This window comes from Clostridium sp. AUH-JLR23 (assembly GCF_964238065.1).
In the GTDB taxonomy this organism is placed as follows: Bacteria; Bacillota_I; Bacilli_A; order Erysipelotrichales; family Coprobacillaceae; genus Allocoprobacillus; species Allocoprobacillus merdigallinarum.
On sequence record NZ_CAXSKY010000001.1, the window covers coordinates 80,630 to 97,086 of the forward strand.

Sequence of the window (16,457 nt, forward strand, 5' to 3'; positions counted from 1 at the left end):
TTATTTTTTTGCATATATCGTAGACTAAATAATGGGTTTAAATATCTATATTTCAATATAAATTTTAATTCATTGACATAAAATTTTTATTCAATTAAGATTGAAATTGAGGAAGATCTTGCTCGAAATAAACGAGGAGGAAAAATAATATGTATCATGGAAGATTCAAAGGTAGTCACTATGATTGTGGTTTTCGTTGGGGAACTTTATTAAGAAAAAATAATAAAATTATTGCGAATCAGCATACATTTGTTGTCAATGAAGAAAGAAAGGAATTTGCTAAGCAATGTTTACCTATTTATGAAAAATATTATCCAGAAATTTTAGATGAAATAAAAGGGATTGCTGATGGACAGCAAACGTCATATGAAGATATGCTCACTTTTTTATTGAGTATGTACTGTTTTGAATTCAATAATAAATGTACGTGTATGGCAACCAGTGATAAAAATCAAATTATCTTAGGAAGAAACAGTGATTTTTTAGTTGAATTAGAGAAACTTTATATGAACTGTTTGTATAATTTAGACAATTGCTACTCATTTAATGGAAATACGACAGCGTTTGTTGAAATGGAAGATGGTATCAATGAATACGGCTTAGCAATAGGAATGACTTTTATTTATCCACAGAATATCATGCCTGGAATAAATGCAGGAATGATTGTGCGTTATATTCTGGAAAAATGTCAGACACTACAGGAAGCTATTCAATTTATAAAGTCAGTTCCCATTGCTTCTAATCAAACAATAACAATAGCAGATGCTTTAGGAAACATTGCAATAGTAGAGTGTAATAGTCAAAATGTTGTGGTCATTTATCCTTTAGAAAATGAAAATTTTGTTACTACAGCAAACAACTTTAACTCGTCACAAATGAAAAAATATAATGAATACAATATTGATGACTGGAATTCATCATTAAGACATCAAATTGCATATCAGTCATTAAAAAATAACGATTTATCAATGGAACTTATTTTTGATATATTATCTGGAAAGCATGGATTTATGTGTCAGTATGATAGAAGAAAAGGTGTAGATACTGTATGGTCAGTAGTTTATGATATTAAAAATAAAAAAATATATAGAGTTGAAGGAAATCCATCAAGAAAACAATATCAGGAAGATCATCGATTTAAATTTTCTTATTGATATAGTTAATGATTGTCAAACATTTTTTATAATGGGATAATGATTATATCAAGTACATTATAAAGGAGAAAATAAAAATGAAATTAAAGAACCCTATGTTAGTAGTCACTGATATAGATAAATCAGTTGAGTTTTATAAAAAAGTTTTTGGACTTCATGTGATTATGGATTTTGGAGCTAATAAAACTTTAACTGGAGGTTTGTCTTTACAGACAGTTGAAACATATAAAGAATTTATCAGTGCAAGTGAAATCACCTTTGGAGGTAATAATTTTGAAATTTATTTTGAAGAAGATAATTTTGATAAGTTTATTGATAAATTAAAAGAGTGTAACATTGAATATGTACATCCTGTTATAGAATATTCATGGGGACAACGTGTAGTTCGATTCTATGATCCAGATAAGCATATTATCGAAGTTGGAGAAAATTTAAAAGTCGTATGCAAACGTTTCTTAAATAGTGGAATGACACCTGAACAAGTAGCAGAACGTATGAATGTACCCATGAAATTTGTAAATGCGTGTTTAAAGTAAATCAATAAAAATAGTCAAAAAGAAGTTATTTATATGGTCTAGAGATTGTAAGCATTATTTCAAACAGTCTCATTGCATTGAATTTCTTATCTCTTTATAATAAAGATAGGAGGTGTTAAAGTATGGCTAATGAAGAAAAAAAGGATTTTAATGCCATGTTACACGATAATAAAGATATGCCTAAATTTCAGGTGATTACAGACCAAAAAAGTATTGAAAAATATGGTGGAAATAATATGTATTTTGCTCCACCAATTGATTACGATAAAGTCATGAAGAAAATACCTTATGGAAAGGTAATCACCATTGGGAAAATTCGAGAATTTTTCGCAAAAGAGAACGATGCAGATTTTACTGAACCTATCACCGCAGGGATTTTTGTATCTATTGCAGCATGGGCAAGTTATCAGCGAACTGAAGATAAAACTCCATATTGGCGAACATTAAAAGCAAATGGAGAATTGAATTCAAAATATCCAGGAGGTATAGAAGTCCAAAAAGAAAAACTTGAGGCTGAAGGACATACAATTATAAAAAAAGGACGCAAGAATATAAAGTATTATGTAAAAGATTATGAAGATGTACTTTTTGATTTGAATAAGGAACATTGAAGGTGATTAAAAAACGAAAGTGAGGGGAACTCATTTGAAAAAAGTTATTATATATATTCATGGTAAAGGTGGCAATTATCTTGAAGCTGAGCAATATAAGAAAAATTGCCCTGGCTTTGATATTTACGGAATAGATTTTAACGACTATCTTCCTTGGATTGTAAAAAATAAATTTGTTGATTTTTATAATAATGTTCAAAATAAATATGATCAAATTTATATACTGGCAAATAGTATTGGTGCCTATCTAGCAATGCACTCACTACAGAAATGTAAAATCAAAAAAGCGTTATTTATATCTCCGATATTAGATATGGAGCAGTTGATAATAGATATGATAAATTGGGCAAATACTTCAGAAAAAGAATTGGCTGAGAAAAGAGAAATACAGACAGATTTTGGAGAAACATTATCTTGGGAATACTTATGTTTTGTTAGAGACAATCCAATAATATGGAATGTTAAAACTGAGATATTGTATGCAGAACATGACAATTTAACATCAAGAAAAACAGTAGATGAGTTTATAAATGGTCATGATGCACATCTTACCGTAATGGAAAATGGTGAACATTGGTTTCATACTGATGAGCAAATAGAATTTTTAAATAATTGGATGAAAAATGTCATATAACAAAAAATTTATAGAGAGTTACAAATACGAGTGGAGGTATATAACCATGAAAAACATGATTGCATATTGCGGATTGGATTGTGAAAATTGTGATGCATATCTTGCGACAGTCAATAATGATCAGGAGTTGAGAAAGAAAACTGCCAAGCTATGGGCTGAATTGAATAATGCACCCATTTTTCCTGAACATATTAACTGTGAAGGATGCCGTGTTGATGGTGTGAAAACTGTATTTTGTGATAGTATGTGTGGTATTCGACAGTGTGCAATGAAAAAGGGTGTTAATACTTGTGGGGATTGTTCAGATTTAGAAAAATGTTCTATTATAAGTACCATCCTAGAAAATAATCCGTCTGCTTTAATAAATTTGAAAAAATAGATCCTTATTTGAAAGGAAGTGTTAAAAATGCCTACTTCTCATATAAAAGCACTGATTGATAATGATATCCAAAAAGTCTGGGAAGTTGTTTTCAATGTTGAAAAATACAAGTTATGGCGTAGTGATTTAAGTCAAACAGAAATCATAAATGAAAAACAATTTATTGAGTACTCTCAAGAACATTTTGCTACTACTTTTACTGTTACTGTTGTAGAACCGTATAAACGTTGGGAATTTGATATGGAAAATAGCAATATGAAAGGTCATTGGATAGGTATTTTTACTCCTAAAGGAAATCAAACTGAAATAGAATTTACTGAGGATGTACAAGCTAAAAAATGGTTTATGAAACCATTCGTTAAATCTTATTTAAAAAAACAACAGACACAATTTGTTGAAGATTTAAAGAAATCATTAAAGAAGTAAATTGAAATTATGGAGGGATGTTCATGAAAATAGAGATTGAAAAGGAATTTCCAAAGTATTTTAAGCCTTCATATCCAGAGGAGTTTGAATTATTTTCACATTTTGAAGTTACTGCAGGTATACCTACAGTTTTATTTGCCATTACCACTTGGAAAGAAAATGGACAACCTAATGTATGTTTTCATTCCTGGAGCAGTTTTCATGGAGATAAGACAGCTTTCTTTGCGGTGATGGGGAATTTATACCAACATACGCATACATATGCGAATATAAAACGAAATAAATGTTTTTGTATTAATTTTCTTCCTATTAGTTACTATGATCAACTTGTCAATACAATTCATCATAATAAAATTGAAGATGATGAATTTTCAGTAGGGCAATTGACACTTGATCATGCCAAAACTATACATGCACCTGTTATTCATGAAGCTTTTATCAATATGGAATGTACTTTAAAAGATATACAAGATTTGAGCGGAGCAGGTATAACAGCCATGATTATAGGCCAAGTACAGCATATATCAGTTGAAGAGAACTATGCTCAAGGATATAAGCGATATGAAAAAGATGGATTTATGATGCTAATACCAGCACCACAAGATCTTCTGACTGGGGAACCGAATCAATCTGCTATAGCTACTATAAATATCGAAAAGTATGACTAAAAAAACAGAAAGAACAAAATTGAGTTAATTGAAGATAAAATATCTTATTTAACAAAGATACTTTGAGTATGTTTAAATTGACTCTTTTTTGTTTTTTATATATAATTATACATACCAAGAGTATGTAAGAGGTGGGAAGCATGGCTAGAAATAAACATCCTGAAGTTACAGTCGGTAAAATATTAGAAGTTTCTAAGCGACTATTTTTAGAAAAGGGGTATGACAACACAAAAATTCAAGATATAGCAGATGAGTTAGGTATGACAAAAGGTGCTATCTATCATCATTTTGAATCTAAAGAAGAAATCATGAATAAATTAGGTGAAACTATGTTCATTCATAATAATCCTTTTGAGATAGTCAAAAAACGAAATGATCTAAACGGTCTAGAGAAAATGAAATTAGCAATCAAACTCAATCAGTCTAATGAACAGATGGTAGAATTAACTAATCAGGCATTACCTCTTTTAGAGAATCCTCAAATCTTAGCGAAAATGTTTGAATCTAATTATCAGAATTTGCTTCCCTATTGGTTGGAGTTGATTCAAGAAGGACAGGAAGATGGTTCTATAAAAACAGAACAGCCAAAAGAATTAGCCGAACTCTTCATATTAACAGATTTATGGATGATACCATCACTGTTTCCTGGTAATGTTGATGATATAAAGAATCGTTATAAGTTTGTCACTGTCATGCTAGGAAAGATGGGGTTACCACTTTATGATGAAGAAATGATCGAAAAAATTGATAAGTTACCATATTATAAATAAAAACATTGCCTTATCATAAGGCAATTTTAAATAAAATTATACATACTTAAAGTATGTATGCTATGAGTAGGAGGAAGAAAAATGACAAAAGTATTTATTCATGGTTCAGGGCATAAAGGTAGCAGCTGGAATGAACTCGTTAAGAATATGCATAACAACAAAGACATATTATGTCCTGATTTATCGACAATTCTCAATGGGAAAGAAGCAAGCTATTCTCATTTATATTCTTCATTTGTTGAGTACTGTCATGAAATTGAGGGACAAATTGATTTATGTGGACTTTCATTAGGTGGAATATTAGCTTTGAACTATGCTATAGAATACCCTGGTAAAGTAAAGTCATTAGTCCTTATTGGAACACCACATAAAGTACCGAAAATCATGTTTCGTATTCAAAATATTATTTTTAGATTATTGCCAAAATCAACATTTAAGAGTATGGCTTTTGAAAAGAAAGATACATTTATTTTAGGAAATACAATGAAGGATTTAGATTTTAGTCATAAAGTCAATGTTATTAAATGTCCAACGTTTATTATTTGTGGAGAAAAAGACAAAGCCAATATGAAATCAGCTTATTTTTTCTCTCAAAATATTCAACAATCAGAATTCATCATTATTAAAGAAACAGGTCATGTTGTTAATGAAGACAATCCAAAAGAATTAGCAAGAATATTAGATGAATATTATGATCAATCGAATAATGATTATAAATATTAGCTATTTTTTAGACAAGACAGAATTTTATGGTTTTGATTATCATTTAAAGGTCTCTATATTTATGACTAAAAATACATCATACTGAATTTTATTATTCTTTATCTTGTTTGATTTTATTTAATTCTTCTTCTAACTTTTGAAAGCTTTTCTTTAAAAGATCATATTCATTATGCTGATTATCTTCTTGAGAGTTTGAGTCTTGTTCATTGGATTGACTATCTGTTGTCTGAAAGGAAGAAAGATAACTGCTGTTAAGAGCTAATAAATCACCAAGTACATTGAAAAAGGCACCAACAACAGCTTGTTCATCAACGGATAAACTTTCTATTAAAGGGGCAACCAATAAAACAGCTAAACCATCAAGTGCGATAGGATGAATAAAAGTTAAGGACATTGTCATCACCATAATTATCATATGTTCCTATTTGAATTTTGAGTGTGGTAAATGACTTATATGACAAAGTGATTGAAGAAATGAAGATGAAAATATTATTTATCTGGTATATACAGATATTTTTTTCATAAGTTGAAATTTATATGAATAAATAGGAATCTATGATATGATGATAATAACTTTCAACAAGACTTAACGAAAGTAATTGAATCTTTTATCAAAGAATTGAAGTGAAAATAGAAAGCGTGATATTTTGTCAAAAGTTAAAGATTTAAAACACATGAATATTCAAAAAGTAAGACAATGTTTTTATGATGGAAACATATGGACGAAAACACAGTTATCTGATGTAACACAATTATCGTTATCATCCATGACAAATATTTTGCAGGAGCTATTAAAAAATCAAGAAATATTTTTTATAGGTGAAAATGCATCAACAGGAGGACGAAAATCAAAACAGTATGTTTTGAATAAAGATTATCGTCATATATTAAAAATGATTTTAAAAAGACAAATCAATGGTTATGAATTTATTTGTCAGAATGTGAATCTTTTTAATCAGGTTATTTCATCTCAAACAGTTTCTTCAATGTATGGTCAAGTGGATGAATTGATTTTATTAATGAAGAAGTTTTTATCTGCTGACTCTTCTATAACGATGATTTGTTTAAGTATTCCTGGTGTCTGTCATGATGGATATATTGATGTTTGTGATTTTGAATTGTTTGAAAATGTGAATCTTTTAGAGATGATTCGTGATTTTTATAAGAATCAAATCATTTTAGAAAATGATGTTAATATTGCCAGTATTGGTTTTTATCATCAATATCCAAAATGTCAACATTTGGCATTTGTTTATCAGCCAGCAGTTCAATATATAGGATGTGGAATGATTATTAATGGAAAGTTATATAACGGTTTTACGCATTTTGCGGGAGAGTTGAGATATTTACCGTTTTATACATCTGAGCAACAAAATCAAATGCTTGAAACTCAACCTAAAGAATTACTAGAAAAACAGTTATCGACACTTTGTTGTGTTTTCAATCCAGAAATGATTGGGATTTGTAGTGATGTTATTGATTGTTTAGATGATTTTCATCTCAATACGATTCCATTTAAACATAGACCACGTATGATTCATGTAAAGAATATGGGTTCATTGATAGAAGATGGGCTTTATCAAATGAGTATTCAAAAAATATTAGAGGAGGAGAAGAATGATGACAAAGAGTTATATTGATTTACATATGCATAGTATGTATAGCGATGATGGAGAATATACACCAACACAGTTAGTGGATATGTGTCATGAGGCAGGTGTGAAAATCATGGCTATTGCTGATCATAACTGGGTAAAAGCAAATGAGGAAGCAAAAAAACATGCAGATGAATTAGGAATGACATATATTCCTGCAATTGAAATTGATTGTACATATAAAGGTGTTAATTTACATGTGTTAGGATATGGTATTGATAATCAGGAAGTCTTTAATCAATTAGGTGAAGATATTGAAAAACAGGAAATTGCATGCAGTATGAAGAAATTAGAATTAACGAATGCCTTAGGATTTGATTTGAAAAAAGAACAATTAGATGCATTATCAACAAATGGTGTTTATACAGGCGAAATGTTTGGTGAAGCCTTATTAAATGATTCACGATATGATGATCATGAATTATTAAAACCCTATCGTCAAGGTGGAGAAAGAAGTGATAATCCCTATGTGAATTTTTATTGGGATTATTATGCCCAAGGGAAACCATGTTATACAGAGATACATTTTCCAACTTTAGAAGAAACTATACAATTGATTCATCAACATGGTGGAGTTGCCCTGTTGGCTCATCCTGGTAATAATTTAAAAGGACAGTTTGAACTGTTTGATGAAATGGTGGCATTAGGATTAGATGGAGTAGAATGTTTTTCAAGTTATCATACAACAGAAACAAATGAATATTTCTACAATAAAGCTAAAGAACTAAATGTCTTGTATACATGTGGAAGTGATTTTCATGGTAAGACAAAACCATCTATTCATTTAGGAGAAAATGGTTGCTTAAATCCACAGGAAATAGAAGATTGCTTAAAAGCTCATCATCTTATTTAATAGAATGAAACACTACAGTATTGGAAATCAATAGGTAGTGTTTTTAATTATTTTTATCAAGTTATATTTTTCTTTAAGCGCTTACATAAAAGTGATAAAATATAAATATGTAGGTGAGGAGGAAAAGTATGTTAAGAGATTATCAATTTGAACAAATAGAAATTGCACCTGATATTGAAGAATGTTTAGAAAATGCAAAACTTGAGTTGTCTAAAAAACAAATGTTATTAAAAGAAAAGAAATTACCTGTTGTAGTTTTGTTTGAAGGATGGGGAGCATCTGGAATTGGGACAACGCTTGGCAAAGTGATTCAAAATATGGATCCACGTTTTTATAATGTTGAAACAATGAATAAGATAAGTGAAGATGAACAAAGAAGACCTTTCTTATATCGTTATTTTTTACGCATTCCAGAAAATGGAATGGCCACATTTTATGACCATGGTTGGATGAATGATGTCACAAGAGAGTATATGCATAAACAAATTTCAAAAAAACAATATCACCAAAGAATTGAAAGTATACAGAAGTTTGAAAGAACTTTAGTAGATAATGATTATATAGTCATTAAATTCTTTTTCCATATTTCTCAATTGGAACAGGCAACACGTACACATAAGTTGTTGAAAAACAAGAATACAAAATGGCGTGTCAGTGATGAGGATTTATGGCAAAATAAACATTATGATGAATACTTAAGTTTATATGATGAATATATGAATGCGACAAATGATACATATGCCCCTTGGTATATTATTGATGCAACAAATAAAAAATTAGCTCAATTACAGGTGCTTGAAACATTAATGAGCTGTATTCAAGAACGTCTAGAGCATGAAAAACAGGATGCACCACTGATTGACAATGTTTTTGAGATGAGAGAGAAAATTCACTTAGAAGATTATGATTTAAGTGTTAACATTAGTGAAGAAACATATCGTAGAGAATTGAAAAAATGTCGAAAAAAATTGATGAAGTTGCATAATAAACTTTATCGTAAAAAAATACCTGTGATTATTGCCTATGAGGGTTGGGATGCAGCTGGTAAAGGTGGAAATATCAAGAGAGTCACTTCTGGATTGGATCCTCGTGGATATACAGTTTATCCTATAGCAGCTCCTGATAAAAGTGAATTGAATAGACATTATTTATGGCGTTTTTATAAACGTTTACCAAAGGACGGACATATTGCCATTTTTGATAGAACATGGTATGGTCGTGTTATGGTTGAAAGATTAGAAGGATTTTGTAGAGAAAATGACTGGCAACGTGCTTATAATGAAATGAATGAATTTGAAAAAGAACTTTATGACTGGGGTGCTATTGTTATTAAATTCTGGGTACAGATTGATAACCAGACACAATTAGAACGTTTTACTGAGCGTCAAAATACACCTGAAAAACAATGGAAAATTACCGAAGAAGATTGGCGTAATCGTGAAAAATGGGATTTATATGAAAATGCTATTGAAGAAATGCTTCAAAAAACAAATACAGTGTTTGCACCATGGTATGTATTAGAATCAGTAGATAAAAAATATGCACGTATTAAAGCAATGAAAATTGTCATTCGTGAAATTGAAAAGAGATTAGGATAATATAAAAACAAGAATAAGCTCATGTCTTATTCTTGTTTTTGGCATAATTGAAAATGAACACAGGCATTCAAAATACCATCATGATCAACATCATCCGTTATATAATCAGCAATAGACTTGACTTCATCACTGGCATTTCCCATTGCAACACTTATAGCAACATGCTTTAACATAGGAACATCATTTCCACCATCACCAAAAGCCATAGTTTGGGATAAATCAATATGATAATGTTTTAAGAATTCATCAATCCCATGTTGTTTAGAACCACCTATCGGTGAAATATCACAGAAAGTGGGATACCATCTTGAAGCATGACAATGGGGCATGACTTTTAATAATTCTTTTTCCTCATTTTCATCAACAAAGCACATACATTGATATATCTTTTTATGGATAACCTGACTGCAATCACGAGCAGGATGATCATCGTTATGTGTGATTGCATGGATTTCATCAACAAGATGATTACGCATATTAAAATATTTGGTATGTTCTTCAGTAAAACCACAAGGGAATGGTTTTTCTTTTAAATATTCTAATAAAGCTTGAATGTCCTGAGAATCAATTGTGTTTTCATAAATCAGTTCATCATTTGTAAAACAATATTGCCCATTTAATGTAATATAGCCATCAAAGGGGAAACCTTGTAAAATATCTAAACCATCTTTTCCTCTTCCAGTTGCAATAAAGAGTTTGATTCCATTATCTTTGAGTTTATTTAAAGTATAAAAAGTTGAATCAGGGATTTGATGAGTTTTGAAACTGGCTAATGTACCATCTATATCAAAAAAGATTGCCTTAATCATATATATCCTCCTTATCGTTTCTTTTATTATATCAAACATTATATATTTTACAAAAAATTTTCATTTTTTGCTTGTTTTATCTTTTTTATAATAAAAGTGCTATAATGCATGAAGAAAGAAGGGGAAAAATGTTTGACGTTTTGATAACATCATTAACTTTTATTTTGATTATTGTGATTGCATACTTTTTAAAAAAAGTGAAAGTTTTAAAAAAGAGTGATGCAAATATTTTAGCAACCATTATTATGAATGTGACATTGCCATGTGCTTTATTAACAAGTGCCAATGGAATTACATTAGATATGACAATTCTTATATTGATAGCTGTAGGTATTTTATCTAATGTTATTATGATTCTCGTTGGTTATGGATTTGCTTATAAAGAACGTCCTGTTATCAAAGGAACATATATGATTAATGTATCAGGGTATAATATTGGAAATTTTGTATTGCCATTTGTTCAATCTTTTTTTCCTGGTATGGGAGTCGTTTATTTATGTTCTTTTGATATTGGAAATGCATTAATGGGATTAGGAATTACGTATGCTTTAGCCGATCATGTTGCCAGTGGTCAAAGTGATTTTCATTTAAAGGATGTTTTAAAAAAACTTTTTTCTTCTATTCCATTTGATGTCTATTTATTGATTTTTATAATGGCTATATTTCAAATTGAATTTCCATCATATATTCTTTCTATGGCAACGACTATTGGCGCAGGAAATAGCTTTTTAGCCATGATGATGATTGGTTTAATGCTTGAAATCAAAGTCTCACATAGTGAAGCATATCATGTTGTTAAAATCATAGTGTTAAGAATTGTTGGCACTTTGATTTTATCAGGTATCATTTTCATTGTATTACCATTGCCATTATTAGCTAAAGAAATATTAACTATGGCTCTTTGTGCCCCTTTATCAACAGTTTCAGCTGTGTTTAGTCAAAAAATTGGCTATAGTGGTGATATGCCTGCAACAGCAAATTCTTTAAGTATCATTATCTCTATTGTTTGTATGATTACATTGTTATTGATTTTTATTTAATCAAATGAAAGATATTCTAAATGAGTATCTTTTTTTTGAATTTATGGTACAATAAACGACAGGTGGTGAGAATATGACAGATATAAAATTATTAAAAACGACATCTCGACGTTTAGAAATTTTAGCTTCAATGAATATAACAACTTTGGAAGACTTGATTTATCAGTATCCTTATCGTTATGAAGTGATTGAAGAAAAATATCCCACTGATGAGGATGAACATCTGATTATTGAAGCGACTGTCATTTCACCAGTCAAGATTTTTTTTAAGGGTAAAATGTCTAGAATGAGTTTTGAAGTCGAAGATAAGTATTTACAACATTTTCAGGTGTCTATTTTTAATCGTCATTTTTTAAGGCAACATTTAAAGCTAGGAACAACCATAACAATCATTGGTAAATGCGTCAATCATCGTATTACGGCATCTGATATTAAAATCAAGCCATTACAAGACATATCTGGTATTTATCCAGTTTATTCTTTAAAAGAAGGAATAACGCAAAAATCTTTTAGACAATATGTCAAAAAAGCATTGTCTTTATTAAATCATGAATTTGATGATTTTATTCCTGAAAAATACCGCATTCAACATCATCTGATTCGAAAGGAAAGTGCTTTATATTGTATTCATTTTCCAGAAAATAAAAAAGATGTTCAAGAAGCGTTGAAATATTTAAAATATGAAGAATTTTTAAAATTTCAATTAACAATGCAATTGATGAAGCAACAACGTACTCAAGAAATGGGGATTGCGAAAGATTTTGATGTAACACAATTACAATCATTGATATTATCATTGCCTTTTGCTCTTACCAAAGATCAGCAGACAGCTATTAAAGAGATTGTAGAAGATTTAAAAAGTCCACAGATGATGTATCGCTTTTTACAGGGTGATGTTGGTAGTGGGAAAACGGTTGTCAGCTCTGTAGCTTTATATGCCAATTACTTAGCTGGTTATCAAGGAGCTTTAATGGCACCAACAGAAATTCTAGCGACTCAGCATTATCAGACATTAAGCCGTTTCTTTGAAAATACAGATGTCCATATAGAGTTATTAACAGGTTCATTGTCATTGAAAGAAAAAGAACGTGTTTATCAGGCTATCCAAAGTGGAGAGGCAGATATTGTGGTTGGGACACATGCTTTATTTCAAAAAAAAGTTGTTTACCATAATTTAGGATTTGTGATTACTGATGAACAGCATCGTTTTGGTGTCATGCAACGTAAGGCTTTAAAAAATAAAGGTCAGCAGGTTGATTTTTTAATTATGAGTGCAACACCTATACCACGTACGCTAGCTATTTCTATGTATGGTGATATGGATGTATCGACAATCAAAACAATGCCTCAAGGGCGCTTGCCAGTGAAAACACAATATATTCACTCGTCTTCGATGAAGCCGATATTAAAACATTTAAAATCATATTTGGCTCAAGGAGGACAATGCTATGTGATATGTCCGTTAGTGGAGGATAGTGAAAATTTAGAAGCAAAGAGTGCCTCACAGATTGCTAAGGCTATGCAAAAGTATTTTCAAACTCAATACAATGTTGGATTATTACATGGACAGATGAAAGAAGACGAAAAAGAAAAAGTGATGAATGGCTTTTTGAATAACACAATTCAGATTTTGGTATCTACGACAGTTGTAGAAGTAGGAGTAGATGTTAAAAATGCAAATATGATGGTTATTTATAATGCAGAGCGATTCGGAATGAGTCAATTACATCAATTGCGTGGACGTATTGGGCGAGGACAGGAGCAGGCTTATTGTTATTTAATGAGTTCATCATCGTCAAAGGAAGCCATTGAGCGATTGAAATATTTAGAAAAGAGTCATGATGGATTTGAAATATCATTATATGATTTAAAACTTAGAGGACCTGGGGAAGTTTTAGGTCAACGACAAAGTGGTTTACCAACTTTTTTAGTTGCTGATATAATGAAAGATTTTCCTATTTTATCAATCGCAAGAAAAGATGCCGATGAAATTATACATGATTATATACAAAATCATGAATATCAGGGAATTGTATGTAAGATTCAAGAGAAATTACAGGTGAATAATGAATATGTAGATTAAATATGTTATACTATACAAACGAGGAGTGAAAGAATTATGTATAAGTTATCAATAGATGCTATGAGTGGTGATTTAGGAAGTTCTATCGTTGTAGAGGCTTGTGAAATGTTTATGAAAAATCATCATGATGTAGAACTTTATGTCACTGGAAAAAAAGAAGAATTAGAAACATTAACAAAATATGAAAATATTCATATTGTAGATGCCAGAGATGTTGTGAAAATGGATGATGGCATTATGTCTGTGCGTCGTAAAAAAGAATCAAGTATGGTAAAAGCTGTCATGATGGCACGAGAAGGTGTTGTTGATGGTGTGGTATCATGCGGTTCAACTGGTGCCTTTTATACAAGTGCTATGCTCTTTTTAAAACGTATTGAGGGTGTTGAAAAGTCTTGTCTGATGGTTATGATGCCTACATATAATGGAAAGGGCATGGCTATGCTTGATGTAGGAGCCAATGCTGAAAATACAGCTGAACAATTGTATGATTTTGCGATTATGGGGAATATTTATGCTAAAAATATAAGGGGAATCCAAGAACCTAAAGTTGCTTTATTAAATATTGGAACTGAATCTAAAAAAGGTGATGAAGCGCATCAACAGGCATATCAGCTCTTACAGGCAAGTGATCGTTTGCACTTTGTAGGAAATGTTGAGGGTCGAGATATTTTAAGTGGTGATTATGATGTTGTAGTCACTGATGGTTTTAGTGGTAATATTGCTTTAAAAACTTGTGAAGGGGTTGCTTCAACATTAATGAAAATGATCAAAGAAAGCATGATGTCTTCACTAAAAGGAAAAATAGGGGCATTATTAGCCAAATCTTCACTTTATAGTTTGAAAGAAAAATTTGATTACAAATCTGTTGGTGGTGCTTTAATGATGGGATTTGAAAAAGCAGTTGTAAAGGCACATGGAGCCAGTGATGCTAAAGCATTTTGTAATGCTATGGATTTAGCTTATCAGATGGTGAAAATGGATGTTGTAAGTCAAATGAAGGAAGGATTAAGTCAAAAATGAAAATATTAGATTTTTTACAGAAAGAAAATATACCATTTCATAACATTGCCATTTATAAAGAAGCATTTACACATGCTTCATATGCTAATGAATCGCATTATGTAAAAAAAGACTATGAACGTTTAGAATTTATGGGAGATGCTGTTTTACAGCTTTATGTTTCAGAGTTTTTATTTAATCTTTTTCCTGATGTTCCAGAAGGAACATTGACAACTTTACGTAGTAAACTCGTACGTGAAGAGTCATTAGCACGTTTCTCTAGAGAATTAGGTTTAGGAGAATTGCTATATTTAGGTGTTGGTGAAGAGAAAAGTGGTGGTAGAGAACGTGAAAGTGTTCTTGCTAATATTTTTGAATCATTTATAGGTGCATTATATTTAGATTGTGGTCACGATGAAGTTTTAAAGATATTACAACAAACTATATTCAAACATATCAACGATTTAGATTATGATGATATTACTGATTATAAAACAACTTTGCAGGAATTAATTCAAGCTGATCAGCGTCGTACTGTCACATATGAATTGTTAGAAACATCTGGTCCATCTAATGCTCCAGAATTTAAAGTAGCTGTCATGATGGATGATATGTGTCTAGGTGTTGGGAAAGGAACAAGCAAAAAAAGAGCTGAACAGCAGGCAGCGAAGGATGCTTTAAATAAACTTGCGACAAAATAATGATGAAATGATGGATTTTGCCTAGATATCTTTTTCAAAAAAGCATAGTTTATTTTGGGAGTGATAATCATGTATAATCCATATATGTATGATGATGAAAGAGTCATAAATCCTCGTGTTGGAGAAATTGTTTTATATACGGTACACAAAGGTGATAATGTTTATCGTATTGCGAAAACATTAAATAGTGAAGTGGCATGGATTCAGGTTATGAATCAGCTTAATGATGATTTGTTGATTCATCCTCAACAGGAACTCTTGGTGCCAATTGTTTATCAAAAGGTTCCACCAATGCCACAACCATTCCAAAGAGAAACTTATGATTTATATTTTTAAAAAAATGCATAAGATTTTCATTTGAGCAAAAACTATAAATAGGAGGTTTGAAAAATGAAGAAAATAATCATCCTATTTGTAGCTATGATATTATGTGGATGTGCTCAAGAAAAACAAGTAGAAGAAAAATCGCAATATAAAGATGGGACTTATACAACAACTGCTATGGGATATGGCGGAGAGTTTGAGGTTGAAACAACATTAAAAGATGATAAAATTCAGGATATTGTGATTAAAGAGCATAATGAAACACCATCTATTGGAGGTGTAGCTTTAGAACAAATGATTGACAACATGAAGAAAAAGAATCATTATGATGTTGATACCATTTCTGGAGCTACCAAGTCTTCTCAAGCTTTAAAAGAAGCCGTTGCTAAGGCTTATGAAGAAGCTAAAAATGAATCTTAGTATTTTATATTGATCAAAAGTAGTTACAATAAAAGTGACTGCTTTTTTTGTTTATTGAAGAATAAATCTTTATT

20 protein-coding genes are annotated in these 16,457 nt (G+C 30.6%); 18 read left to right on the forward strand and 2 right to left on the reverse strand.

Going from position 1 to position 16,457, the window contains the following annotated elements; all coding sequences use genetic code 11:
* The first annotated feature begins 149 nt into the window (after positions 1-149).
* The 9 genes from ACESR5_RS00420 to ACESR5_RS00460 all read left to right on the forward strand — a co-directional run bounded on the left by ACESR5_RS00420 (position 150) and on the right by ACESR5_RS00460 (position 5,901).
* Positions 150-1,154 (forward strand): C45 family autoproteolytic acyltransferase/hydolase, encoded by a 1,005-nt coding sequence (locus tag ACESR5_RS00420; RefSeq protein ID WP_373153739.1) that lies wholly within the window; start codon positions 150-152, stop codon positions 1,152-1,154.
* 77 nt (positions 1,155-1,231) lie between these two features.
* Positions 1,232-1,690 (forward strand): VOC family protein, encoded by a 459-nt coding sequence (locus ACESR5_RS00425; protein ID WP_373153741.1) that lies wholly within the window; start codon positions 1,232-1,234, stop codon positions 1,688-1,690.
* A 122-nt stretch (positions 1,691-1,812) separates the two neighbouring features.
* Entirely contained in the window at positions 1,813-2,301 is a 489-nt protein-coding gene (locus ACESR5_RS00430; protein ID WP_087297447.1) for an MGMT family protein, read from the forward strand.
* A 34-nt stretch (positions 2,302-2,335) separates the two neighbouring features.
* Entirely contained in the window at positions 2,336-2,935 is a 600-nt protein-coding gene (locus ACESR5_RS00435) for a carboxylesterase (protein WP_087303712.1), read from the forward strand.
* 46 nt (positions 2,936-2,981) lie between these two features.
* On the forward strand, positions 2,982-3,314 hold the full coding sequence (locus ACESR5_RS00440; protein ID WP_087303711.1) for a DUF3795 domain-containing protein: 333 nt from the start codon (positions 2,982-2,984) through the stop codon (positions 3,312-3,314).
* 27 nt (positions 3,315-3,341) lie between these two features.
* Positions 3,342-3,740: an SRPBCC family protein gene (locus tag ACESR5_RS00445; RefSeq protein WP_087303710.1), complete on the forward strand. Its 399-nt coding sequence runs from the start codon at positions 3,342-3,344 to the stop codon at positions 3,738-3,740.
* A 23-nt stretch (positions 3,741-3,763) separates the two neighbouring features.
* Complete coding sequence (locus ACESR5_RS00450; protein WP_373153744.1) at positions 3,764-4,408, forward strand: flavin reductase family protein; 645 nt, start codon at positions 3,764-3,766, stop codon at positions 4,406-4,408.
* Positions 4,409-4,548: 140 nt separating this feature from the next.
* The gene (locus ACESR5_RS00455) at positions 4,549-5,178 is read left to right on the forward strand and encodes a TetR/AcrR family transcriptional regulator (protein ID WP_087303708.1); all 630 of its coding nucleotides are present in this window, start codon (positions 4,549-4,551) and stop codon (positions 5,176-5,178) included.
* An 81-nt stretch (positions 5,179-5,259) separates the two neighbouring features.
* Positions 5,260-5,901, forward strand: coding sequence for an alpha/beta fold hydrolase (locus ACESR5_RS00460; protein ID WP_373153746.1), 642 nt, complete (start codon positions 5,260-5,262; stop codon positions 5,899-5,901).
* Positions 5,902-5,992: 91 nt separating this feature from the next.
* Here the strand turns inward: ACESR5_RS00460 and ACESR5_RS00465 are convergent, their stop codons facing one another.
* Entirely contained in the window at positions 5,993-6,295 is a 303-nt protein-coding gene (locus ACESR5_RS00465) for a hypothetical protein (protein ID WP_373153747.1), read from the reverse strand.
* Positions 6,296-6,548: 253 nt separating this feature from the next.
* Between ACESR5_RS00465 and ACESR5_RS00470 the strand changes: the two genes are divergently transcribed.
* The 3 genes from ACESR5_RS00470 (at position 6,549) to pap (ending at position 10,007) form a co-directional block, all read left to right on the forward strand.
* Positions 6,549-7,541 carry an ROK family protein gene (locus ACESR5_RS00470; RefSeq protein WP_373153749.1) on the forward strand — a complete coding sequence of 331 codons (993 nt, stop codon included), beginning with the start codon at positions 6,549-6,551 and terminating at the stop codon, positions 7,539-7,541.
* A complete protein-coding gene (locus ACESR5_RS00475; protein ID WP_373153750.1) occupies positions 7,522-8,409 on the forward strand; it encodes a PHP domain-containing protein in 888 nt (295 codons plus the stop codon). Before ACESR5_RS00470 ends, ACESR5_RS00475 begins: the two co-directional genes overlap by 20 nt.
* A gap of 128 nt (positions 8,410-8,537) precedes the next feature.
* Positions 8,538-10,007: a polyphosphate:AMP phosphotransferase gene (gene pap / locus ACESR5_RS00480; RefSeq protein WP_373153751.1), complete on the forward strand. Its 1,470-nt coding sequence runs from the start codon at positions 8,538-8,540 to the stop codon at positions 10,005-10,007.
* 26 nt (positions 10,008-10,033) lie between these two features.
* Here pap and ACESR5_RS00485 read toward each other — a convergent pair whose 3' ends face one another.
* Positions 10,034-10,816: a Cof-type HAD-IIB family hydrolase gene (locus ACESR5_RS00485; protein WP_373153752.1), complete on the reverse strand. Its 783-nt coding sequence runs from the start codon at positions 10,814-10,816 to the stop codon at positions 10,034-10,036.
* A 128-nt stretch (positions 10,817-10,944) separates the two neighbouring features.
* On the opposite strand from ACESR5_RS00485, the gene ACESR5_RS00490 reads away from it, so the two are divergent.
* The 6 genes from ACESR5_RS00490 to ACESR5_RS00515 all read left to right on the forward strand — a co-directional run bounded on the left by ACESR5_RS00490 (position 10,945) and on the right by ACESR5_RS00515 (position 16,383).
* Complete coding sequence (locus tag ACESR5_RS00490) at positions 10,945-11,856, forward strand: AEC family transporter (RefSeq protein ID WP_087297437.1); 912 nt, start codon at positions 10,945-10,947, stop codon at positions 11,854-11,856.
* A 73-nt stretch (positions 11,857-11,929) separates the two neighbouring features.
* Positions 11,930-13,939: an ATP-dependent DNA helicase RecG gene (recG, locus tag ACESR5_RS00495; RefSeq protein ID WP_129736401.1), complete on the forward strand. Its 2,010-nt coding sequence runs from the start codon at positions 11,930-11,932 to the stop codon at positions 13,937-13,939.
* Positions 13,940-13,975: 36 nt separating this feature from the next.
* Entirely contained in the window at positions 13,976-14,959 is a 984-nt protein-coding gene (plsX, locus tag ACESR5_RS00500) for a phosphate acyltransferase PlsX (protein ID WP_087297435.1), read from the forward strand.
* The gene (rnc, locus tag ACESR5_RS00505; protein ID WP_087242834.1) at positions 14,956-15,639 is read left to right on the forward strand and encodes a ribonuclease III; all 684 of its coding nucleotides are present in this window, start codon (positions 14,956-14,958) and stop codon (positions 15,637-15,639) included. The genes plsX and rnc overlap by 4 nt, the downstream gene beginning before the upstream one ends.
* Positions 15,640-15,708: 69 nt before the next feature.
* Positions 15,709-15,975 (forward strand): LysM domain-containing protein, encoded by a 267-nt coding sequence (locus ACESR5_RS00510; RefSeq protein WP_087242832.1) that lies wholly within the window; start codon positions 15,709-15,711, stop codon positions 15,973-15,975.
* A gap of 54 nt (positions 15,976-16,029) precedes the next feature.
* A complete protein-coding gene (locus ACESR5_RS00515) occupies positions 16,030-16,383 on the forward strand; it encodes an FMN-binding protein (protein WP_087242830.1) in 354 nt (117 codons plus the stop codon).
* Positions 16,384-16,457: the final 74 nt, after the last annotated feature.